Source organism: Acinetobacter sp. WCHA29, assembly GCF_002165335.1.
Classification (GTDB): domain Bacteria; phylum Pseudomonadota; class Gammaproteobacteria; order Pseudomonadales; family Moraxellaceae; genus Acinetobacter.
Genome location: NZ_NHRQ01000009.1, coordinates 77,950 through 95,574, shown reverse-complemented (window position 1 = coordinate 95,574; position 17,625 = coordinate 77,950). Strand labels below are relative to the sequence as shown.

General features: G+C 36.7%; 14 protein-coding genes. 11 read left to right on the top strand and 3 right to left on the bottom strand.

Features of this window, described 5'->3' with window-relative positions:
• Nucleotides 1-226 precede the first annotated feature (226 nt).
• The gene (locus CDG59_RS08395) at nt 227-1,168 is read left to right on the top strand and encodes a hypothetical protein (protein ID WP_143225219.1); all 942 of its coding nucleotides are present in this window, start codon (nt 227-229) and stop codon (nt 1,166-1,168) included.
• A 264-nt stretch (nt 1,169-1,432) separates the two neighbouring features.
• Here the strand turns inward: CDG59_RS08395 and metG are convergent, their stop codons facing one another.
• Entirely contained in the window at nt 1,433-3,493 is a 2,061-nt protein-coding gene (metG, locus tag CDG59_RS08390) for a methionine--tRNA ligase (RefSeq protein WP_087544788.1), read from the bottom strand.
• A 200-nt stretch (nt 3,494-3,693) separates the two neighbouring features.
• Here metG and CDG59_RS08385 point away from each other — a divergent pair, with 200 nt between their 5' ends.
• Nucleotides 3,694-4,155, top strand: a complete 462-nt coding sequence (locus tag CDG59_RS08385; protein ID WP_087544786.1) for a hypothetical protein — start codon at nt 3,694-3,696, stop codon at nt 4,153-4,155.
• Between the two features lie 25 nt (nt 4,156-4,180).
• Here the strand turns inward: CDG59_RS08385 and CDG59_RS08380 are convergent, their stop codons facing one another.
• Entirely contained in the window at nt 4,181-4,678 is a 498-nt protein-coding gene (locus CDG59_RS08380; protein WP_087544794.1) for a hypothetical protein, read from the bottom strand.
• A 107-nt stretch (nt 4,679-4,785) separates the two neighbouring features.
• Between CDG59_RS08380 and CDG59_RS08375 the strand changes: the two genes are divergently transcribed.
• From CDG59_RS08375 to apbC, 3 genes are all read left to right on the top strand, one after another.
• On the top strand, nt 4,786-5,322 hold the full coding sequence (locus tag CDG59_RS08375; RefSeq protein WP_087544784.1) for a GNAT family N-acetyltransferase: 537 nt from the start codon (nt 4,786-4,788) through the stop codon (nt 5,320-5,322).
• A gap of 194 nt (nt 5,323-5,516) precedes the next feature.
• Nucleotides 5,517-6,053 carry a hypothetical protein gene (locus CDG59_RS08370; RefSeq protein ID WP_087544782.1) on the top strand — a complete coding sequence of 179 codons (537 nt, stop codon included), beginning with the start codon at nt 5,517-5,519 and terminating at the stop codon, nt 6,051-6,053.
• A 160-nt stretch (nt 6,054-6,213) separates the two neighbouring features.
• Nucleotides 6,214-7,443: an iron-sulfur cluster carrier protein ApbC gene (apbC, locus tag CDG59_RS08365; protein ID WP_087544780.1), complete on the top strand. Its 1,230-nt coding sequence runs from the start codon at nt 6,214-6,216 to the stop codon at nt 7,441-7,443.
• An 18-nt stretch (nt 7,444-7,461) separates the two neighbouring features.
• On the opposite strand, the gene CDG59_RS08360 is transcribed toward apbC, so the two are convergent.
• Complete coding sequence (locus CDG59_RS08360; RefSeq protein ID WP_087544778.1) at nt 7,462-8,034, bottom strand: DUF2062 domain-containing protein; 573 nt, start codon at nt 8,032-8,034, stop codon at nt 7,462-7,464.
• A gap of 312 nt (nt 8,035-8,346) precedes the next feature.
• Here CDG59_RS08360 and CDG59_RS08355 point away from each other — a divergent pair, with 312 nt between their 5' ends.
• The 6 genes from CDG59_RS08355 (at nt 8,347) to CDG59_RS08330 (ending at nt 17,561) form a co-directional block, all read left to right on the top strand.
• The gene (locus tag CDG59_RS08355) at nt 8,347-8,940 is read left to right on the top strand and encodes a LysE family translocator (protein WP_087544776.1); all 594 of its coding nucleotides are present in this window, start codon (nt 8,347-8,349) and stop codon (nt 8,938-8,940) included.
• A 114-nt stretch (nt 8,941-9,054) separates the two neighbouring features.
• A complete protein-coding gene (gene dcd / locus CDG59_RS08350; RefSeq protein ID WP_087544774.1) occupies nt 9,055-9,624 on the top strand; it encodes a dCTP deaminase in 570 nt (189 codons plus the stop codon).
• 325 nt (nt 9,625-9,949) lie between these two features.
• Nucleotides 9,950-12,532 (top strand): hypothetical protein, encoded by a 2,583-nt coding sequence (locus CDG59_RS08345; protein WP_087544772.1) that lies wholly within the window; start codon nt 9,950-9,952, stop codon nt 12,530-12,532.
• A gap of 13 nt (nt 12,533-12,545) precedes the next feature.
• Entirely contained in the window at nt 12,546-14,039 is a 1,494-nt protein-coding gene (locus tag CDG59_RS08340; RefSeq protein WP_087544770.1) for a hypothetical protein, read from the top strand.
• 75 nt (nt 14,040-14,114) lie between these two features.
• Nucleotides 14,115-14,873 (top strand): hypothetical protein, encoded by a 759-nt coding sequence (locus CDG59_RS08335; protein ID WP_087544768.1) that lies wholly within the window; start codon nt 14,115-14,117, stop codon nt 14,871-14,873.
• Nucleotides 14,874-14,900: 27 nt separating this feature from the next.
• Nucleotides 14,901-17,561, top strand: coding sequence for a DUF6160 family protein (locus CDG59_RS08330; RefSeq protein ID WP_087544766.1), 2,661 nt, complete (start codon nt 14,901-14,903; stop codon nt 17,559-17,561).
• Nucleotides 17,562-17,625 lie beyond the last annotated feature (64 nt).

Genomic DNA, 17,625 nt, shown 5'->3' with positions numbered 1-17,625 from the left:
TGCTGGCATATACAATTTAGATTGGGTGAAAGATAAACAATTAAATTGATTGAAAAATGATTTATGAAGGAAGTCTAATAAATAAAGTATAATTTTATAAATATCAATAAGCTTTTATCATCCTATGCGAGAATATAACCAAAAATTACGGCAATATCAGAACTACTTAGACCAGTTTATAAATGTATTAGACACATATTCTGATGAAAAAATAGTGGAAGAGTTTATGCAAGAAAATGAAAAGGATAGAGTTTCTGATCCCTTTCATATAGCTAGAATTATGCGAGGTAATGTTTATCAAAGTCGAAATATTGGTAATCGGATTCTTCAGAACATAGGTACTTGGGATAGTGAAAACCAAAAATTCTTTTTGGATTCAATCGCTGCAGAATTAGACAAATTAGAGAGTGTTTTTAGGGGATATTCTATTGTAGTTCACGAAGCAAAATTACCTACTTTCGGTGAGGGTGGTTTTTATTATTTGGTTGAGGGCTGTGAGATATTAATTACTAATTATAAGATTATTCAAGGGTATTTTTTTGCTTCTCAATCTATTTTTAATCACTTAAAAGTAAGCATTGAAAAAGATATTAATCCTATTTTTAATGATAAAAATGATCAAGTAGATCAACTTATATCAGATTTAAACTTATATAAAGGTGAAGCATCCTCGAGAAAAACAAAAGAAATCTATAAAAAGAAATATAAAGATTATAAGCGAACTGTTGAAGTCTATGAACTGTACCTGATGTTACTCGTATGTTTATCTGTGACTTTGGTTATAGGACAGTTATTTGCACACAATTTTTTTGATTCGTTAAATGTTTCTAATGCTCTAATGATTAAATTAACAATTCTGGCTTTAATTGCGACTTTATTTACTTACTGTTTTAAGCAGATTGGCTTCTATCGAAAAATTTCAGAGCAAGCACACCAAACATTCATGGAATTAGAAGCATTACCTGAGTATTTGGCACATTTGCCAGAAGACAAGCAACACGAGATTAGGACTGATTTAGCAAAATGCTATTTTGGTCAAAACCTTTTTGATTCTATTAAAGAGGACTCAGTTTCGATACAGGAACAATCTAAAGCGAATGCTGAGGTTCTAAAGTCGACAGCTGCATTATTGGAAGTAATAAAGAAACAGAGTTCGTCACCAAATTAATTCAGATGTAGGCGATATGGATGTCGCTGTTAGCTTGTGATACATGGACGTATTATCAAGCTAACAAAAGATTTTTGTTACTTTTGATCTTTCAAAAGTAAGGCAATGCCTACGCAATGAAAATTGAGTTTAGATTGTAAAGTGGGGGCAGTGATTTAATAAATCTTCTCCCTAGCCCTCTCTTTTAAAGAAGGAGAGAGAACTAAAAACCAATAAAAAAAGCCCCTACAACGTAGAGGCTTTTCTCATCATAGATTTAAAATCTTAAGAAACTTTATCGCCAGCTTTAGCGCCTGATTCAGGTGAGATTACCCAAACACCTTCGTCATTACCCGCTGCAAGTACCATACCGTTAGAAATACCAAAACGCATTTTACGAGGTGCAAGGTTAGCCACCATCACCACCAATTTGCCTTTTAAGTCTTCTGGCTGATAGAACTCACGAATACCACTAAACACATTACGTGGTTCAGCTTCACCAATATTTAACGTGAGTTGAAGTAATTTATCAGAACCTTCTACCGTTGCAGCTTCTAAAACTTCAGCTACACGAAGGTCAACTTTCATAAAGTCTTCAATACCAATGATCTCTGCTTCACCTACTTTAGGTTCAACTTTCGCAGGTGCAGTTTTTTTCTCTTTCTTTTTCTCAACTTTTACAGGTTCAGCCGCAGCCGCTAAAGAGTCTTTAGATGCATCAACCATGGCTGCAACTGCTTTAGGATCAACACGCTGCATCAGTGGTTGGAATTGAGCAATTTCATGCGCAATTAAAATTTGCTGACGTGATGCAAAGTCAAAGCTTTCAAGTTGTAAGAAAGACTGAACTTGAGCCGCAAGCGTTGGAAGAACAGGAGCCAAGTAAATCGCAAGTTGACGGAATAAGTTGATACCAACTGAGCAAACATCATGCACTTGTTGTTCTTGACCTTCTTGCTTCGCAAGCGCCCAAGGTTTTTTCTCATCAATATATTGATTCGCTTTGTCCGCAAGCGCCATGATTTCACGAATGGCAGTCGAGAACTCGCGTGCTTCATAGGCTTGAGCAATTGAGTCGCCCGCATCAATAAAGCTTTGAACCAGTTCAGGTTCAGCGCAAGTGCTTGAAAGCGTATTATTGAAATTGCTGTTAATGAATTTTGCACAACGGCTGGCAATATTTACCACTTTACCGACAAGGTCAGAATTCACTTTCTGAACGAAGTCATCCAAATTCAAATCCGAATCTTCAACTTTGTCAGAAAGCTTAGAAGCAAAGTAATAACGTAAATATTCAGGATTCAAGTGCTGTAAATAAGTTTCAGCTTTGATGAATGTGCCGCGAGATTTTGACATCTTCTGACCGTTCACCGTCAAGAAACCATTTACAAATAAACCAGATGGCGTGCGGTAGTTCGCACCTTCAAGCATTGCAGGCCAGAACAGTGCATGGAAGTAAACAATGTCTTTACCAATGAAGTGATAAACTTCTTTGTCGCTGTCTTTTTTCCAGAAATCATCAAAACTTAGATCAGGACGTTTAGTTTTGATGTAGTTTTCAAAACTCGACATATAACCAATCGGAGCGTCTACCCAAACATAGAAATATTTGTTTGGAGCATCTGGAATTTCAAAACCGAAATAAGGCGCATCACGCGAAATATCCCAATCTGATAAACCCGATTCAAACCATTCATCTAGCTTGTTGGCAATAGACAATGGTAAACGACCTTGGTCACGCGTCCATTTCTGTAAGTATTCTGAGAAATTCGGTAGTTTAAAGAAATAGTGATCTGATGATTTCTCAACTGGCGTTGCACCACTCAATGTTGAGCGTGGGTTTAATAACTCAGTCGCGTTATAGGTTGTACCGCAGACTTCACATGAGTCGCCGTATTGATCTTCAGCTTTACATTTCGGGCACGTGCCTTTAATGAAACGATCAGACAAGAACATGCCTTTTTCAGGATCAAACAACTGTGTGACAGGGCGAACAGCGATATTGCCTGCTTCACGGTTTTTAATATAAATCTCAGATGCACGTGCTTTGTTTGCATCGCTATGAGTTGAATCATAATGATCGAAATGCACACCAAAACCATCAAAATCACGAATGTGTTCTTTCTGAACATTGGCAATTTGCGCTTCAGGGCTGATGCCATTCGCTTCAGCACGTAACATGATCGCTGTACCATGAGCATCATCCGCACATACGTAAGTCACGTCATGACCCATTGCACGCATCGCACGAACCCAAATATCTGCTTGGATATAACCGAGTAAGTGACCCATATGGATAGGACCATTGGCATAAGGAAGGGCATTGGTGACTAAAATTTTACGCACGGATATTGTTCTCTCATTCGTATTTACAAGGTGGATGATTTTACATGACTTAAGAGCGACTTGCACAAGGGAATCGGTGAAATCTTTTTAGCCTGAAGGGAATCTTATTTTGAAACTTCATACAAGCTTCACTTTGGCTTCAATCAAAGTACATCTATTTGATCGAGAATAATCACAATATCAAAGAGAGGAAAATAAAAATGAGGTCTTGGTCATTAGTTTTTTCATCAGTCTCAGCCAGTTTAGTTTCTGTTTTTAGTTTTGTGATTCCATTTTGTTTGTTCTTAAATTATCGACAGAATCATCTGCTTCATGTAGTCAGTGATGGCATGGAAGTTATGATGTATTTGACCCCAATACTCATCGTTTTGGCTTTTATCTTTTATCTGATTGTTTTTGCAGTATTGAAATTGCCCACTCAGATTTTTGATTTATACCAGTTTTTAAAAATAAGTTTTGTGATCTTAATTGCTTGGGCTTTACTGGTCTTAATGATCCTGTTCGAAGATCAAGTGAACCACATTGATTTTTCAACTTTAAAGATCGGTATTAAGATGTATTTCATGATGCTGCCGATTTTGGCTTTGAGTTGTATGGGGGCGAACAGTTGTTATTTTGTGATGAATAAAGTAAATCAAAAGAAGAACATGATCTTATTTTGATTAAAAAAGTATGTATCCCAAAGGATCACATACTCTGCATTTGTTTAACCGTTACGCTTTGCTTAGAGTTCTTTCTTAAAGAGATGATTTTTCCTTTTGATAAGAAATGAATGTGATAGCTCTTTAAGCGATTGGTTTTTGGATCAACTGTAATTTCGGCAAAGAGTGGTGTTTGCCAAAGTTCATCACTTCCTACAGTTCCTAACCAAGCCTGAGCTTTAATTACAGCGGTAAATTCATCTTTAACTTGTAGATCGCTAATACTTAATTCACTGCACCAATGAACAGTCTTTGGGAATTCAATTTTTGAAAATTTCCAACAAATTGAAAGTGCCAAACTTGTTGCGATTCCAGCATAATCGTTGCTTTCATTATGAATGACAGGAAGTAATTGTTCTGCCAAATCACCTTCAAAAGAATCAATCATGCTTTGGATTCTTCTTTTACTCGAAAGAATATAGTTCAGGCGCTTTTGTTGAGCTTGCAGTTCATTTTGAATTTCTAGAAGTTCATTTTCATTCATATATAAAGCTTTATAAGTCAGGTTAATTTCACGATAGCGCAAAAGTATATCTGATCTAATTCCCTATATTGTGAATAGTTTTTAATACAAATTTAATGGTTCTAAAAATGATCGAAACACCAAGACTGATTTTACGCCAATGGCGAGACACGGATTATTTACCTTTTGCAGAGATGAGTGCTAATCCAGAGGTTATGCGGTATTTTCCAAAAGTTTTAACGCGCGCTGAAAGCGATGTATATATAGATAAATTAAAGGCAATTATTGAAAAACAGGGTTGGGGCTTTTGGGCAGTAGAATTAAAACAGACTCAACAATTGATAGGCTTGGTAGGATTACATGATCAACCCACACAGTTTTCATTTTCGCCTTGTGTTGAAATTGGCTGGCGCTTAGATCAACCATTTTGGGGCAAAGGTTATGCAAAAGAAGCAGCAAATGCCGCCTTAGAATTTGCTTTTAATCATTTGCAGCTTGAAACTGTTGTGTCTTTTACCACTTTAGAAAATCTGCGATCACAAGCGCTTATGCAAAGCTTAGGGATGAGGAAATTAGTAGAATTTCAACATCCTGCTCTAGCTAAAGATCATCCATTAAGTTGGCATGTATTGTATGAGATTCAGCAGTCTGATCGTATCAAGTAATTTAGTTGTGTTATGCATTTATATGATTTTTTATATATGAAAATTCAAATGGTTATTAATCAGCAATAAATTTGAATCTTCCTGTATCCCATTTGTTTCAATTTGCAGCAATTCCTCTAAATATCCGCAGAATCTTGTATAACTATAACTGAAAGCAACGGTAATTTATTACGATATAACAAGAGGAACAAGACATGAGTAATGACAAAATTGATCAGTTAAAACAGTTCGCAGCAAAAGATTTAGAGCAAACCAAAGCAGACTTTCAGCAGGCTAAAGATAAAGTCAGCGAGCTTGGAAGCGATATCAAACAAAAAGGTCAGGAAACTGTGGAGGATGTAAAAAACTTTGCAGCGAAAGATCTTGATCAAACGAAAGCTGATCTGCAACAAGCAAAAGATAAAGCGAATGAGTTGAAGCAAAAGGGTGAGCAAACTTTAGATGATTTAAAAACAAATGCAACGGATCAGTATGGTGAGGGTAAAGCTGCTTTATCTGCTAAAGCAGATGAGCTGAAAGAAAAATTGGCAGATACTCAGCACGCAGCCAAAGAGAAATTAGATCATTTAAAACAAGAAGCAAGCCATAAGTTAGAAGATGCCAAAGCAAAAGCTGCTGAACTAAAAGATGAGGCTGCTGCTAAGCTTGAAGATCTAAAAGCTCAAGCGAGCCATAAACTGGATGATTTAAAGAAAGCTGCAACAGATACATTAAATAAATTCAAAGGTTAATCTTTTGATGACTATTTAACATCACGCTTATACTCAGAGAAGAAAACACGTTCATAAAAAATGAGCAATTATCTTCTCTGATATGAGCGTCAAATCTTCAATACTGCTAAACTAGCCAAACTCAGTGATATATTGATCATCTGTTTTTGGAGTAAACAAAATGTCGTGGCTTTCTTCCTTAAAATCTGTTTTTTCACCAGCACAAGAAATGAAGGAAGATGAAATTCAAACTGTTTTACAAAATTATGTGCTGCCACATTCTGAAAATGCATTAAAAGATCGTATCAGCCATGTGAATGTACAGGGTCGGATTTTACAACTCACGATTAATACTTTTCCTCAAGAAAAAGATCACTTACAACAGATTCACGACGAACTCGCTGAAGCTCTGGAAAAATGCGGTATCCAAGAGTTAAATTTACATATTATCCAACAAAAACATGCAGTGCATGGTGAAGCAGGTCATAGCTGCTCATCGAAGCCAAAAGCAGAAAATAGCAATTTACCACCTGTAATGGATGCTTCTCCTAAAGCGGAAGTCGATCCCAATAATCCACCGATTCAAAAAGCTGCACCACAACAACGCGATGTGGCTGCACATCCACGTATTCAAAATGTAATATTGGTATCGTCAGGAAAAGGTGGGGTCGGTAAATCAACCACCACAGTGAATCTGGCGCTTGCATTGCAACAACTCGGTCTAAAAGTCGGTGTTTTGGATGCAGATATTTATGGTCCAAGTATTCCAACCATGTTAGGGAATGCAGGACGTACTCCACAAATTGAAAATGAAAATTTTGTGCCTTTAGATGCGTACGGTATGGCTGTGCTTTCAATCGGACATTTGATTGGTGCACACAATACACCTGTGGCTTGGCGTGGTCCTAAAGCGACTGGTGCATTGATGCAACTTTTTAACCAAACACTTTGGCCAGATTTAGATGTGTTAGTGATTGATATGCCACCTGGTACAGGTGATATCCAACTGACTTTGGCACAACGCATTCCAGTAACAGGCGCGGTGATTGTCACGACGCCGCAAAATGTTGCACTTATGGATGCGGTAAAAGGAATCGAACTCTTTAACAGAGTAAATATTCCTGTGCTCGGTGTTATTGAAAATATGTCGACACATATTTGTTCTAACTGTGGGCATGAAGAACAGATCTTTGGGATAGGCGGAGGAGATCAATTGTCTGAGCAATATGATATTCCTTTATTAGGACGTTTACCTTTAGACGCAAAAATTCGTGAACATGCAGATAATGGTAAACCAAGTGTGATTGCTCAGGATGCAGCCGCAGAGAGCTACCTCAATATCGCACAAGCTGTATTAAAACAAATGGATAAATTGCCAAAACGTCAACGCGATGAAAATCGTATTTTCTAAATTTTAAAAGCCTCTAATTTAGAGGCTTTTTTTAATTTCATTCTTTGATTGCAGTGCTTGTTTTCTTTTTTTCCAAGCATTCACTACGCTCCAACGCCAAAGTAAATGTGTAATTAAATAAAAACTAATCGCAAATAAAATTGCTTCAATGACAAGCCCTGATACGAGAATCTTCGCAAGGCTGAAATCAATATGACCATGACCAAAATTCTTAAGCCAATTGATAATTTGGTGTAAAACCCCTAAAAGCATATCGCTATTGATCATGTGCACATGATAAATTTTAGTTCCGAACCAAAAACCTAAATACAGAATTGGAACGACAGTGAGCGGATTGGTTAACCAAGCCATACATAGGCCAATAGGCAAGTTCACTTCAAACCATAACACAGTCAAAATAATGAATAGGCTATGAAAAGGGACAGGTAATATTCCCCAAAATGTTCCAATAAACATGGCTTTAGCGATCGAACGACGGTTCACATACCAAAGTAGGGGATTTAAGGTGCGTTCACCAAAAATTCTCATAAATTTTAGACTAGCAACTTTCTCTGATGAAGGCAGCCACTTATTAAAAAATTTCTTAGGCATAAACGAGGAAGCACATTGAAAGGAAAAAGTGAACGAATGTATATAAAATAACATTATTTACTTATTGAAAACTTAAAATAGCACCAAAGTTTATCTTGTTAAAAAATAAGAATACTTAGAATACGTTATATGTGTTGTATTTTAGCGTATGTTTTTACTCCTGTGACTCATGAGTAGAGTGTACTTGTAATTAATAAAATATAGAGAAAACATTTATTTAGATAGGCTCTCGTCATAAGTGCTTACAGTTAAAATTTTGCTATCACCTGGCAACTATATTAATCTAAATTTATCTTGTAGTGAGGTCATTCAATGATTTCATGGTTTTTTATTGGTTTAGTGATAACTATTTTGCTCACTCCTGGTCCAACTAATACTTTACTTGCTTCCTCTGGTATTCAGGTGGGATTGCGTAAATCTCTATTGCTGATTCCTGCAGAAGCAATTGGTTATATTCTTGCGATCAGTGCGTGGGGAATGTTGATTGGTAAAGTCTCAGCGACATTACCTTTATTACCAACATTTTTAAAACTATTAAGTGCAGGGTATATTATTTTCCTTGCGATTAAATTATGGCGTACAGCAAATCAAGAAGTGATCTTAAATCAACCTACAATAAGACCAAGAGAATTATTGTTTGCAACACTATTAAATCCTAAAGCTTTATTATTTGCTTCAGCAATTTTCCCAACAACGGCATGGCAAGCGCAAGAAATCTATGTTGCGCATATGAGTAGCTTTGTTGCACTCATTCTTCCAATTGCACTATTTTGGATTTCGGTTGGCGCTGTGTTGGCAACCAATAAACTAAAATGGTTGTCTCAAGCTAAATTACAGCGCACAGCATCAGTTGTACTGATCAGCTTTGCCATTCCTATTAGCTATTCAGCTCTAATCAATCTCTAATTCTAATTTCCCGCTCCCTTGAACAATCTAGGTAGCAGGGTTCTGTTGTTTTCATTAATGTCGTTTTACGTTAAAGTACTCGCTAATCATTAACTTAGATTTTGGATAAAAGTCATGGCAATAAAATCTGATCGTTGGATTCGTGAAATGAGCGAAAAACACGGCATGATTGAACCTTATGCAGAGAATCAAGTCCGTTTCGATGAAAACGGAGAAAAGTTGATTTCTTATGGGGTGTCTAGCTATGGCTATGACGTCCGTTGCGCGAGAGAATTCAAGGTATTTACTAATGTCCACTCTGCCATTGTTGACCCGAAAAACTTTGATGACAGAAGTTTTATTGATATTGAGTCGGATGTTTGCATTATTCCACCGAACTCATTTGCTCTCGCGCGTACGATTGAATATTTCCGTATTCCACGTAATGTCCTAACAGTATGTTTAGGTAAATCGACTTATGCCCGTTGCGGTATTATCGTGAATGTAACGCCACTAGAGCCTGAGTGGGAAGGTCACGTTACGCTTGAGTTTTCAAATACAACGAATCTCCCAGCACGTATTTATGCGGGTGAAGGTGTTGCACAAATGCTGTTTTTTGAAAGTGATGAGGTGTGTGAAACATCTTATAAAGACCGTGGTGGTAAATACCAAGGTCAAACAGGTGTAACTTTACCGAGAACATGATTTGTAAATTACATTTTGCAACAATCATGAAGTTTTTTGGTTGTTGCAATATAAACCTTATATTTAAAGAATAAAAATATAATATTCAGGCATATATTTAAAAGAAATTATTTAAAAATAATAATTCATTCATCGGAAAATAGAACGTTTACCTAATATATTTTGCATTTGTGTAAATTATCGGCATAATGAAGAATGAATATATATGGGTAAAATTACCTGTGTTTGAGTGATGTTTGGATACAATTTCTCTTTTAGGGAATCACTCAAAAGGAAGTTAGAAAAATAACGATGGTGCGGAGCATCGCGTAATGGGAAGGTCAAGATGACTACACTTCATACGGTATCATTTCAAAAAACTGTTTTGGCGACCTTGATTGGTTTATGTCTAAATCAGTCAGTTTTTGCATTGCAAGAATTATCAGACGATGGTTTAAGTGAAACCACTGGTGAAGGCATCGCTTTACTACCCCAAGATACTTATATGATTTTCCGTGGCGCAGGTCCTAATGAGGCTACTCCATTGGCTGGAGCGGATGGGATTGCTGGTAATACGGATGATCGATTAAATGATACTGGTTATATCCGTTACATTCCTGTTGGCCCTTTAACATCAGAAGCTAGTGCAGCTGGTGCTGGTAAAGCAGATTTGTTTTTATATGGTTTAGCAGTTTCTAAATCTGATAACAATACCAATACCCGTATAGCAAGTACTGCTGCTGATGCAAGTATTAAGAGCTGGGGAACAGCAAGTAATCCTTGGTTATTAAAGGCAAGTACTGCTTACAATGTACCTGATTTTTATGTCAATGGTACAAATGGTGGTACATCTAAAAGTTCAGTTACTTACCTTTCTATGGAAGCTCCACTTTATAATCAAAGTCTTGCTGGACTTACATCAGATACAGGGCTAGATGCTTATAAACTTAAATTGGGTTTATGGGCTGATGCTTTCGTGAGAGACCCAAGTAAAATAGAAGGTGACGCAAATCAATTTTGCTTAAATGGTTGTACTCGTAATACAAGTGCTGTAAACACGGCGCAAATACCACGTGAAAATCGATTACGATTGCAGGCGATCTGGAATAATTTCAGTGTAAATGGAAGTAATTTACAATTGTTCCAAACTTTAGGGGGAGTTGGTCTTTCTGGTGATACTGGCATCAATAATGGTATGAGTAAATTTTATAATAATACTCTTGGAGCTTCTGGTATTTTGCGTTTTAACAGTGGAGATGCTGCAAATGTTAAAGCAACTTACAATGCTGGCGTATCAGCAAGAACTTATAATACAGACAGAAATGCTACCGCAGCATCAACAGGATGGTCAAATACAGAGGTTTGGAATACCTATGCTAATACCAGTATTTTAGGTGGGGATAATGGCTCTGCCGGAGGATGTAATGCTGGTGGTGTCCAATTTAGTTCTGTTGCTTGTCAATTTCGTTATAGAGATCGTGCTGTAAAAGATACTGTTTCTGGAGCATCTTGGACTGCGCCAGATCCAAATGGAAGTAATGTTTTACGATTGAGTACAAGAGAAACTTCAAATACCAGTTTAGTCTCGACACCTGCTTTGGGGGGTGGGAATGCACCTACATTTGCAGCAGATGATGGAATATTTATTTATAACCCTAACATTAATTTAGTATTAGGCTCACTCTATCAACCAGTTGTTTTTGGTTCCGATGGTACGAACTTTAGTTTGGAAATAGCACGTATTCCAAATAAACAAGATGTTTATACAAAAATTTATACTCGTTATGCAGGTGATACAAGTGATACAGGTGTGACCTATTATGGTTCTACTTGTAATGTTTACCAATGCGGTAGTTCAACTGTTGCTGGCTACCAAGGTGGATCTGCCTTAAATGATTATTCATCTACAGCATTAGCAGGTAAAAAACTTGCAACGCACAGTAGTATCAGTTTTGGTACTGTGAAAAGTAATGATGGTGGGCAAACTTTAGTTGCGGATAGTAGTGTTGAAGCATTAGGGATATTTTTTGGCACACCACAAAATAGAACGAATATTTCAGGAACCCAGATTTTTAAAGAAGCTCAATATCAACAACGTCAGCAACGTGTAGATACTGATTATATTGTGACTGATCGTTATCGTTTGACTTTGCAACATGATGGATACTGGCGTATAACACCGGGTGGTGCGACTACAGCAACGAAAGATGATCCGTACGGTCAGGCTCAGCTTTCATGTGTATATACTGGTGGACCATTCGGTGGGAATGGTTGTGCTACTTCAGTCGATCGTTGGTATAACACTTCTGGTAATCATGTTGATTGGGTTTATCTTACAAATGTTGATGCAAGTGGCAATAAAATTTTCGGTAATGATGATGGTACTTATGCTCGCTATTGTACGAATACCACAACAGACTGTTTAACTTGGTATAACGGAGCTGGATTGGGTGTAGGTGGGAATGGAAATGGTTATCCTGCAACTGTAACCAATGTAAATCAAATCATTGGCGGTAGCATGGCGAATCCTGGTAGTGGTCAGCGTGGTGCGGATGATTGTTGGCCTGGCGAGTCAGGTGGTGCGTGTAATGGTAGTTCTGGTAGTACAACAACAGATGGATTGTATGGATTATCACGTTTAAGTGCAGTTAATAATGGTGGAAGTTCTAATACGCCTACTCCAACGCATGTGAATAATACCAATTGGACGTATGGAACACGTGCAAATGCACCTTGGTTTAGAGTTGCAGGTGGACAGGCAGCTGTTGCATATGGCTCAGGTTTAGGATCTTCTACTGCAATCACTTCTGATATTGTACCAACTGCTGTGACAGGTGGTGTGAATCCATCAGCATTAAATAACTTTGGTTCAGCTGTGATTGATGGGCTGTTAATTCAGCATATGAAAATAACAACGAAGGGATTATAAGGCGGGAGTCATCATGTTTAATTTTAATGTTTTGGGCTTTAGTATTGCTACTGTTTTATTTAGTCAAGGACTATATGCATCTTCAATGGTTGACTTAACTGATGATGAATTATCAAAAGTACAAGGACAGGCTTTAATGAGCCTCTCTTATATCTCTCCTGTTGATACAAAAAATTTAGAATCAACTCGCACAGGAAGTACTAAAGATATTGGTTTCTATAAATTAGGAATGGAAGCAGAAATTGAATTAAACGCAAATATTAAAAAACTACAGTTAGGCTGTGGTGGTGTAAATGGTATTGGTGACTGTGATATTGATATTGATAATTTAAGTTTAAGTGGTTTAAAGGTTGATAGTAATGGTAAACCTCTTGCAATGACTAATGAGGAAAGGGCTGCTTCTTCGGCAAAAATAACCAATCCATTTATTGAATTTGCAGTTAAAAATCCTGAGTCTGCTTCTATGCGTCAAGTTGTTGGATTTCGTTTAAGTGCAGAAAAAGCGCTAGGATTATTATCAGCTGGAACGGAAAATACTGGAGTTGCAAATGGTATTAATACTATTTCAGGCTATATGAAAGTACAGTCTGACAGTTCAGGTATCATAAAAGGGTATGCAACGACAGCAGCAACGAGAGACAATCTTTATGGTACCTATTTAAATCCAAATGATTTAGTGATTACAGGTGCCCTAACAGCATTAGGTTTAAATGGAGCCGATTTTAAGACTTCTGCTGGTGGTTTTAATATTCCTCAGATTAATAATAACTATTTTGAAATTCCAGCAATTTTAGTTAATGAAACTAGAGCAAAGTCTAAAATTTTATCAGCTCCTGTAAATGTCCCTAATATCTATATAGGTGGACCTGGTGATGCAAACTACCCTGTGAATGGGTCCGTGCAATATAACTCAAGTGGTCCACATGATCCAGCATACCCAGAGCCTTCAGCTATTTATTCACAAGGCGGTCGTGTTGAAGCAACAGTAACAAGATGCTATGGAATTTCTTGCGCTGTCGCGCAAGAAGGAGACGTATTCAAAAATGTTTATATGAATGGGCAGATTTCAAACATTACTGCAAATTTAAATCTAAATCAGTCTTTAGGTTTAATTCATAATTTACCGATTAACTCGCCATTTTCTTTATCTTTACAGCAACAAGCATTGCAGTGGCCAGGAGCGAAATCGGATGATGTTGCACAAAAAGGTTGGTGGATGTCATTTGCCGATCCAGTAAATATTGGATATGTAGTTCCGCAAGATCCTATTGATATTTCTCCACTTTTCCCTCAGATTGCAAGTGCTGTTTCCTACTATTTACGCCGTGGTGGTGGTAATGAAGCAAATACAAATGATCTTGGGGGCTTGTTAGGAAGTGGCGATTTAACAGTGAATATCGGAAATATCGATTTAAGAAATAGTGCGTTAAACTTAAATATTAGTAACCTTAAATTAACAAATCAAAATTTTGCACCTAACTGTTGGGGTGGTTTGAAGTTTTGTTAATAGCTATTTTCGGGAAGAAAGTGGTGGTTTAGTAATCAATAGCTGGTTTTGATGCTATAAGTAAAGGATATTATAATGAAGAAAATGATGATTTTGCTCCTATTCAGCACAAGTATAGTACATGCTGAATTAAAAACTTTGGATAGCCAAGCTTTGAGAGAGGTTGAGGGGCAAGCTGGAGCAGATTTGTCATTGAAATTTTCATTAAATCATACCAGTACTTATCAATTTGATGATGGTGTTGGTGGTGTTTGCGATAAGACAGCGAATAATAATACTGGTTTAGGTTATTGTCATTTAGGACTTTCGGTAAATAAACGATTTGTTAGTAGTCGTGTGCAAGGAGCTAACACTTTGTGGGATGTACCAGAAAGTGATCCAACTTTAGCAAATCCAGCAAGAAAATTATGGCTAGTGTTCAAGGGAATCCAAGGAACTGTTGATATTCAAAAACTAGGTTTAGATGGTGTTGATTTAGTATATCAGAATGATGGTGGAATTGATCAGATTAAACCTTCTATGCAACTTAGCTTTGATGCTAGTATGCCTATTTTAATTAGAAATTTTGGTTTTAATGCACTTGCGATTGAACAAGATGATTTTACAAGTTATATCGATTCAAATGGCAAAGTGGTTGAAGGTTCTGCTAGTACCCCACCAACTAGTGGGTATGGATATTTAAAAGCAACGACTTATAACGCAACGAATGCTGCAACATCGTTATATGATCAGGGTAAGGAAACTGGGTTTGTTGGTATGAGAATGAATGGTAATCTTGCTATACAAGGTAAGATCATGATGTTTGGTTGTGATAGCAGTCATCCACGTTGCTAGAGCTAGAGATTATCAAGGATTGAAGTGATGAAAAAAAATAACCAAAATCACAATACAGCATGGTTTGCATTGAATACTTTAGCAACAAGTATGCTACTCATAAATTCTGCGCATGCATTACAAAGCTTAGATGATAGTGCATTGCGTAATGTTAATGGTCAAGATGGAGTTCATATTTCAACCTCTTATGATGAAATTAATGTTGATAAGCTTTATTGGCAAGATAATGCTGGAATAGGAACTTCGAGTAGAATAAATAGTAATTTACAAGCGACAGCTGAAAATTTTAAGATTCAGTCAACCAATGCTAATGTTTCAAACTTACCTATTTCAAATCGGACTCCAGGGACAGATTATAAAATAAATATAGGGAGTGGTAGCGGTAGTGATGCTGGTAGAACTGGACTAGATTTAGCCATTTCGGCAAATCCTTCTTTAATTACAATTGATCAATTTAAAATATGTGACACTGAGTCTACTCAGCGTTGCAGCGCCCCAATTGGGAATATGGCAATTCAAACAAGTTCAGTTATTGATCTTAATTTTAAGACTCGTGATGGACTTTTTAGTAAAGATAAGCAAGCAACTTTAGATTTAGGATTGAAAAATGCGAATATCTATTTAGGACAAAAAGATGTTAGTAATGAGCTTAATCAACTCATACTTAAGAACTTTAATTTTAACTTTTTAGGTAAAGGCGTTATGTTTGTAGATGCCATTGGTGGCTTTAGATTACAAACTAATTCCGACGGTGTTGGTAAAGCAACAATTGCATATAATTCTAATGGCACAATAAATTTAGCATCTAGTACTCAACCAGATGCAACACATGGATATGTTGATTTTAGAAGAACTACAGATTCTGCATCTAGTAATTTAAGAAATACTGGCAGTTATGGTAATGGTGTAGTCGGTGCTGGTGGTGATACAACAAACTCAGGTTTAAATTTAGAATTTTTACTGAATAAAGATGTAAGCAAAACGTCACCTTATGTTCTTGATGGGACCAATAGTCCAAGTAATGCCAAGGGATTAATACGTGTTGGCGCAAGTGGTCGAATGGTAAATGGTTATTTACAGTTGAGAGGCTTGAATACAACAAATAAGAATAATCCAGATTATACTGGAGTAAATTATGGTAAATCTGATCAAAGTAATATTGTTGGTAAAACTAACAACTTAAGCACTGATTTATCATTAGCAGCAAATAATCCTATTACTACAACAACTGGAAATAATATTATGGGGAGTACAGGTATTGCTTTCCGTATGGCTGCTGAATTTACTAAAGATAATGATCCAATGTTGGGGAGTGATGGTAAGGCAACTACGCTAGAAATTGGTAATGCAGGTCTAAATACTTATGGTTTTGAATTTGGAAATTTAACTGGATTAGTAGCGACTGATCGTGGTTCATTTGATAGTGGTAATGTATATGTAAATCTAGCTGATACTCGAACAGTTTTATTACCTGCAAATAAACTTTTCCAAACCAGTCGATTTGGTAATGGTAATTTTTTAACTAGTAATAATGATTATATTCAATATATCTATACAGACACTCCAAATGGTATCGCTGCAAATCAAAATCCTTATAGTTTACTAGTAGCGGTTCGAGGTGCTGAATTCCAAGCAATATCTCGTCTAGGTCGTTTTACAAATAGTGCTCGAACAAATGATGCAACTGGTGCAGCAGTTCCAAATATTGCAGAGCATAATGGTACTAATCAATGGGGACTAGCATTACCTTTTTATAATTTAAATGCCAACATGGCGATTTTTGGTACCAATGTTGATGCATCTACTGCTTATGCTTATACGTCTGATTATAAAGGCTATAATAAATCGTCTACAAATAAAGTTGTTGTTGGTACAGGTTTAACGCCGCGTCTAGGTTTTTCACTGGCCATGAGTACTGAGGGTGTAAGTTCTGATGGAAGTAAAACAACATCAATTTTAGTAATTGATGGTAAAAAAATAGGTGCTAATAATCAACCTGTTGATTATTATATGGGGTTGCGTAATATTGATTTATTACTCAAAGGCACTGGTAATATTGGTGTAGAAAAGGGTAGTTTAAACGTTAGTTTAAAAGATTTACTTATTGTGGCTGCAGCGCAAGTTGCTGCTGGATATCTACCAGGGACAACTTACCAAACTTGTGTATTGTCTACATCAAATGCAGGATGTAATAGCTCTGTTCCAGCTAATAATAAAGTAGCATTAAATAATTTTGCTACATCAAATGATGTGCTATTTGGTATTAAGTTACGCGCTGGCGGTAGCATGGATTTTTCACTTATACCAAATAGTGAGTATAAGTCTGATGGAACTGGGAGTAGTTTAAATATTGTTGGTGATTTTACTTTAGACCCAAAACAAGGTAATACAATTCAAATTAGTGATCCTCTTGATGGCTCTACACTCGGTTTAGATAATTTAACGGGTAAAATGGCATTTAATAATGCAATTGTAATTGCCCCAAAAGCGAACCAGAATGGTGCTGAAGGGATGGTTAGTTTTAATTCGTCTTTTACATTGAACCCAGATCGTACTACTGATGGTGTTTTTCGTGCGAGAGATATAAACCTATATCCACCGAATACTGGTTCTGGCGCTCGTTTAGGTGAATTGGCAATCACTGGCGGTAGATTAACTAGCCAATTTGGTATTATGCCACGTAATTAAAGTGCATCATCTATTTGGTCTGAAATAGATTGAATAGATGATAAGCTATGTTAATCTATCGGAT